The sequence below is a fragment of the Limnobacter sp. 130 genome, from assembly GCF_902506325.1.
Lineage (GTDB): Bacteria > Pseudomonadota > Gammaproteobacteria > Burkholderiales > Burkholderiaceae_B > Limnobacter.
This window is the reverse complement of record NZ_LR732328.1, coordinates 1,816,081-1,822,080: the sequence shown is the minus strand read 5'-3', so window position 1 is coordinate 1,822,080 and position 6,000 is coordinate 1,816,081. Positions and strand designations below refer to the sequence as shown.

The following is a 6,000-nucleotide window of genomic DNA, read 5'->3' as shown; positions in this document are numbered from 1 at the left end:
TGAAGAGCAGCAAGGTTAGCAGAAATTTCGAAGCGATCTTTAACAAGTTAACAGCCGATAAGTGTGGGCACTGACCAGATGGGTTTAAGGTTTGTTCTTTTCTCAAAAAGAATGACTTTGAATCACGATTCAGAGTTAGTGCTCACGGAATAAAGTAAGTGAAGTTCAAATCGTCAAGGTTTGAATAACATCTACTCCGTCGAGTTTAGTAAATTTTGCAGAGATTAAACTGAAGAGTTTGATCCTGGCTCAGATTGAACGCTGGCGGCATGCCTTACACATGCAAGTCGAACGGTAACAGGGAGCTTGCTCCGCTGACGAGTGGCGAACGGGTGAGTAATACATCGGAACGTGCCCAGTAATGGGGGATAGCTCGGCGAAAGCCGGATTAATACCGCATACGCCCTGAGGGGGAAAGTGGGGGACCGCAAGGCCTCACGTTATTGGAGCGGCCGATGGCTGATTAGCTAGTTGGTAGGGTAAAGGCCTACCAAGGCGACGATCAGTAGCTGGTCTGAGAGGACGATCAGCCACACTGGGACTGAGACACGGCCCAGACTCCTACGGGAGGCAGCAGTGGGGAATTTTGGACAATGGGGGAAACCCTGATCCAGCAATGCCGCGTGTGCGAAGAAGGCCTTCGGGTTGTAAAGCACTTTTGTCAGGGAAGAAATCCTTTGGGCTAATACCCTAGGGGGATGACGGTACCTGAAGAATAAGCACCGGCTAACTACGTGCCAGCAGCCGCGGTAATACGTAGGGTGCAAGCGTTAATCGGAATTACTGGGCGTAAAGCGTGCGCAGGCGGTTGTGTAAGACAGGTGTGAAATCCCCGGGCTTAACCTGGGAATTGCATTTGTGACTGCACGACTAGAGTGTGTCAGAGGGGGGTGGAATTCCACGTGTAGCAGTGAAATGCGTAGATATGTGGAGGAACACCAATGGCGAAGGCAGCCCCCTGGGATAACACTGACGCTCATGCACGAAAGCGTGGGGAGCAAACAGGATTAGATACCCTGGTAGTCCACGCCCTAAACGATGTCAACTAGTTGTTGGGGATTTACTTCCTTGGTAACGTAGCTAACGCGTGAAGTTGACCGCCTGGGGAGTACGGCCGCAAGGTTAAAACTCAAAGGAATTGACGGGGACCCGCACAAGCGGTGGATGATGTGGATTAATTCGATGCAACGCGAAAAACCTTACCTACCCTTGACATGGCAGGAACTTTCCAGAGATGGATTGGTGCTCGAAAGAGAACCTGCACACAGGTGCTGCATGGCTGTCGTCAGCTCGTGTCGTGAGATGTTGGGTTAAGTCCCGCAACGAGCGCAACCCTTGTCATTAGTTGCTACGAAAGGGCACTCTAATGAGACTGCCGGTGACAAACCGGAGGAAGGTGGGGATGACGTCAAGTCCTCATGGCCCTTATGGGTAGGGCTTCACACGTCATACAATGGTCGGTACAGAGGGTTGCCAAGCCGCGAGGTGGAGCCAATCCCAGAAAACCGATCGTAGTCCGGATCGCAGTCTGCAACTCGACTGCGTGAAGTCGGAATCGCTAGTAATCGCGGATCAGAATGCCGCGGTGAATACGTTCCCGGGTCTTGTACACACCGCCCGTCACACCATGGGAGTGGGTTCTACCAGAAGTGGCTAGTCTAACCGCAAGGAGGACGGTCACCACGGTAGGATTCATGACTGGGGTGAAGTCGTAACAAGGTAGCCGTATCGGAAGGTGCGGCTGGATCACCTCCTTTCTAGAGAAAGAGAAGTAGATCAAGTCTTGAATTTGTTTGGTTTTAGTGCTCACACTTATCGGTTTGTTTAGACGCAAGATACAAGCAGCAAAAAGAGAGGGCCTTTAATTGCGGTGCGAGAGCATTGTTTAGAGGTCAGGGCCCTGGGGCTGAAAAGTTTTTCGGGGTCTGTAGCTCAGTTGGTTAGAGCACCGTCTTGATAAGGCGGGGGTCGATGGTTCGAGCCCATCCAGACCCACCATTGGTTATTGTAGTGCAAACACCTGGGGGTGTAGCTCAGCTGGGAGAGCACCTGCTTTGCAAGCAGGGGGTCATCGGTTCGATCCCGTTCACCTCCACCAAGTTTTTGTGCTGTGTTTGGGATGTTTTTGTATCGAGTGTTTAAATAAGATTGGCTGTTAGCGAAGTTGGCAAGTAAGTGATGCGAACAAAAAGTTGCATCGCCCTTGCGGTCAAATGAATAAGCGCACGGTGCTTGGCACTGCGGTGTTTATCCATTTGGCTGTAAGAGTCGCCAGGCCCTTAAGGGGTTTGGACTTGTTCTTTAACAATTTGGAAATGATGAGATATCGAGATAGATACTCCTTAAAATTTAAGGTGTAGCTATTTTGATTGATGCGATTGCATCATCGTTCTTCTCAAGAAGTGGGTGTGTATCGTTCCTGATATGCACCGGCGCTTGAAATTTAGAATACACACAAACTACTTTGCTTTTTATGGTGATTACAGTGTTGTTTCGGGTGGGTAACTTGAAGCAGGGCTTAACGCTATAGAGTCAAGCGAATAAGTGCACATGGTGGATGCCTTGGCAGTCATAGGCGATGAAGGACGTGGTAGCCTGCGAAAAGCTACGGGGAGCTGGCAAACAAGCTTTGAGCCGTAGATGTCCGAATGGGGAAACCCACCCTTTTAGGGGTATCGCACAGTGAATACATAGCTGTGCGAGGCGAACCTGGAGAACTGAAACATCTAAGTACCCAGAGGAAAAGAAATCAACCGAGATTCCGAGAGTAGTGGCGAGCGAAATTGGAACAGCCTGTACGATTTAGCATTTGAGTTAACAAAACGGTCTTGAAAGTCCGGCCATAGAAGGTGATAGCCCTGTATGTGAAAACTCGATTGTGGAACTAGGCGTACGACAAGTAGGGCGGGGCACGAGAAACCCTGTCTGAACATGGGGGGACCATCCTCCAAGGCTAAATACTCATGACTGACCGATAGTGAACTAGTACCGTGAGGGAAAGGCGAAAAGAACCCCGGGAGGGGAGTGAAATAGATCCTGAAACCGTGTGCATACAAACAGTCGGAGCGGACTTGTTCCGTGACGGCGTACCTTTTGTATAATGGGTCAGCGACTTACATTCAGTGGCAAGCTTAACCGAGTAGGGAAGGCGTAGCGAAAGCGAGTCCGAATAGGGCGTCTAGTCGCTGGGTGTAGACCCGAAACCAGATGATCTATCCATGGCCAGGTTGAAGGTTGGGTAACACCAACTGGAGGACCGAACCCACTAACGTTGAAAAGTTAGGGGATGAGCTGTGGATAGGGGTGAAAGGCTAAACAAATCTGGAAATAGCTGGTTCTCCCCGAAAACTATTTAGGTAGTGCCTCGAGTCTCACTACAGGGGGTAGAGCACTGTTATGGCTAGGGGGTCATCGCGACTTACCAAACCATGGCAAACTCCGAATACCTGTAAGTGCAATCTCGGGAGACAGACATCGGGTGCTAACGTCCGGTGTCAAGAGGGAAACAACCCAGACCGCCAGCTAAGGTCCCTAATATCTGCTAAGTGGAAAACGAAGTGGGAAGGCTAAAACAGTCAGGAGGTTGGCTTAGAAGCAGCCACCCTTTAAAGAAAGCGTAATAGCTCACTGATCGAGTCGTCCTGCGCGGAAGATGTAACGGGGCTAAGCAGATAACCGAAGCTGCGGATGTACACGTAAGTGTATGTGGTAGGGGAGCGTTCTGTAAGCCTGCGAAGGTGTGTTGTAAAGCATGCTGGAGGTATCAGAAGTGCGAATGCTGACATGAGTAGCGATAAACAGAGTGAAAGGCTCTGTCGCCGTAAGCCCAAGGTTTCCTACGCAACGTTCATCGGCGTAGGGTTAGTCGGCCCCTAAGGCGAGGCAGAAATGCGTAGTCGATGGGAAGCAGGTTAATATTCCTGCACCGACGTGTAATGCGATGGGGGGACGGATCGTGGAAAGTGGTCCAGGTGTTGGATATCCTGGTCCCTGCATCATAGAGGACAGTTAGGCAAATCCGGCTGTCATATACTCAAGGGTGTGGGGGGAAGTAGCTACGGCTACGAACCCATTGGAAGTGGTCCCAAGAAAAGCCTCTAAGCTTCAGTTACACGTTGACCGTACCGCAAACCGACACAGGTGGGCGGGATGAGTATTCTAAGGCGCTTGAGAGAACTCAGGAGAAGGAACTCGGCAAATTGGTACCGTAACTTCGGGAGAAGGTACGCCCTTGTAGCTTGACCATGAACAATGGAAGGGTGAAGGGGTTGCAATAAAATGGTGGCTGCGACTGTTTAATAAAAACACAGCTCTCTGCAAACACGAAAGTGGACGTATAGGGAGTGACGCCTGCCCGGTGCTGGAAGATTAAATGATGGGGTGCAAGCTCTTGACTGAAGTCCCAGTAAACGGCGGCCGTAACTATAACGGTCCTAAGGTAGCGAAATTCCTTGTCGGGTAAGTTCCGACCTGCACGAATGGCGTAACGATGGCCACACTGTCTCCTCCTGAGACTCAGCGAAGTTGAAGTGTTTGTGATGATGCAATCTCCCCGCGGCTAGACGGAAAGACCCCATGAACCTTTACTGTAGCTTTGCATTGGACTTTGAACCGGTTTGTGTAGGATAGGTGGGAGGCTTTGAAGCAGGAACGCTAGTTCTTGTGGAGCCAACCTTGAAATACCACCCTGATCTGTTTGAGGTTCTAACCTTGACCCATTATCTGGGTCGGGGACCGTGCATGGTGGGCAGTTTGACTGGGGCGGTCTCCTCCTAAAGAGTAACGGAGGAGCTCGAAGGTACGCTAAGTACGGTCGGACATCGTACTGATAGTGCAATGGCATAAGCGTGCTTGACTGCGAGACTGACAAGTCGAGCAGGTGCGAAAGCAGGACATAGTGATCCGGTGGTTCTGTATGGAAGGGCCATCGCTCAACGGATAAAAGGTACTCTGGGGATAACAGGCTGATACCGCCCAAGAGTTCACATCGACGGCGGTGTTTGGCACCTCGATGTCGGCTCATCTCATCCTGGGGCTGTAGCCGGTCCCAAGGGTATGGCTGTTCGCCATTTAAAGAGGTACGTGAGCTGGGTTTAAAACGTCGTGAGACAGTTTGGTCCCTATCTGCCGTGGGCGTTGGAAATTTGAAGGGGGCTGTTCCTAGTACGAGAGGACCGGAATGGACGTATCTCTGGTGTACCGGTTGTCACGCCAGTGGCATTGCCGGGTAGCTAAATACGGAAGAGATAAACGCTGAAAGCATCTAAGCGTGAAACTTGCCTTAAGATAAGATTTCCCTGAGGACTTGATCCTCCTGAAGGGCCGTTGAAGACCACGACGTTGATAGGCTGGGTGTGGAAGTGCAGTAATGCATTAAGCTAACCAGTACTAATTGCCCGTGCGGCTTGGCTCTATAGCATTGAGCCTTGCTAATAAGATACGCACATGAAACAACACACAGTAAATCTACCGGAGGCTCGCGCCTCCATGAAAATCAAGGTAGTTTGTGCACAAAGATATACCCGCAACACGCATCAACAAGATAGTCTTTCTATCGAGATAACTCATCAGTTCCGAATCGAGCCAATCAGCCGCAACGCTGGTTAGCTAACAAGTAAGTGCAATCTTTGCACCGCACTTACAGCCAACCCTCTTTGCCTGACGACCATAGCAAGGTGGTACCACCCCTTCCCATCCCGAACAGGACCGTGAAACGCCTTAGCGCCGATGATAGTGTGCATTCGCATGTGAAAGTAGGACATCGTCAGGCTCTCCAATACCAAAAAACCCCGCTCTCAATACGAGGCGGGGTTTTTTATTTACCCGCTGGAATATCTAAAGGATGTGATGGACCGCCTGCCCACGCAGCCGTACAGCAGGATCAATGAATTGCTGCCGCACAACTGGAAACCAGCGAACTAATCAAGACGGGTTTGCTGGGGGCTTACGTAGTACAAGAGGATGTCCAGCTCGTCATGAACATGATCACTAAATTCTGAA

General features: G+C 50.6%; 2 tRNA genes, 3 rRNA genes and 1 pseudogene. All 6 read left to right on the top strand.

From position 1 onward, the window contains the following. The first annotated feature begins 226 nt into the window (after nt 1-226). Nucleotides 227-1,757: ribosomal RNA gene (locus FRIGORI9N_RS08635) — 16S ribosomal RNA — on the top strand. 164 nt (nt 1,758-1,921) lie between these two features. After that, a tRNA-Ile gene (locus tag FRIGORI9N_RS08630) sits at nt 1,922-1,998 on the top strand. A gap of 24 nt (nt 1,999-2,022) precedes the next feature. Next, nucleotides 2,023-2,098, top strand: a tRNA-Ala gene (locus FRIGORI9N_RS08625). Nucleotides 2,099-2,530: 432 nt separating this feature from the next. Beyond that, nucleotides 2,531-5,413: ribosomal RNA gene (locus FRIGORI9N_RS08620) — 23S ribosomal RNA — on the top strand. Nucleotides 5,414-5,657: 244 nt separating this feature from the next. Then, nucleotides 5,658-5,770, top strand: a 5S ribosomal RNA gene (gene rrf, locus FRIGORI9N_RS08615). The 16S, 23S and 5S rRNA genes sit together here with 2 tRNA genes alongside, the layout of an rRNA operon. A 47-nt stretch (nt 5,771-5,817) precedes the next feature. Further along, nucleotides 5,818-5,922, top strand: a pseudogene (locus FRIGORI9N_RS15460) (transposase domain-containing protein); the annotation flags it as partial. Nucleotides 5,923-6,000: the final 78 nt, after the last annotated feature.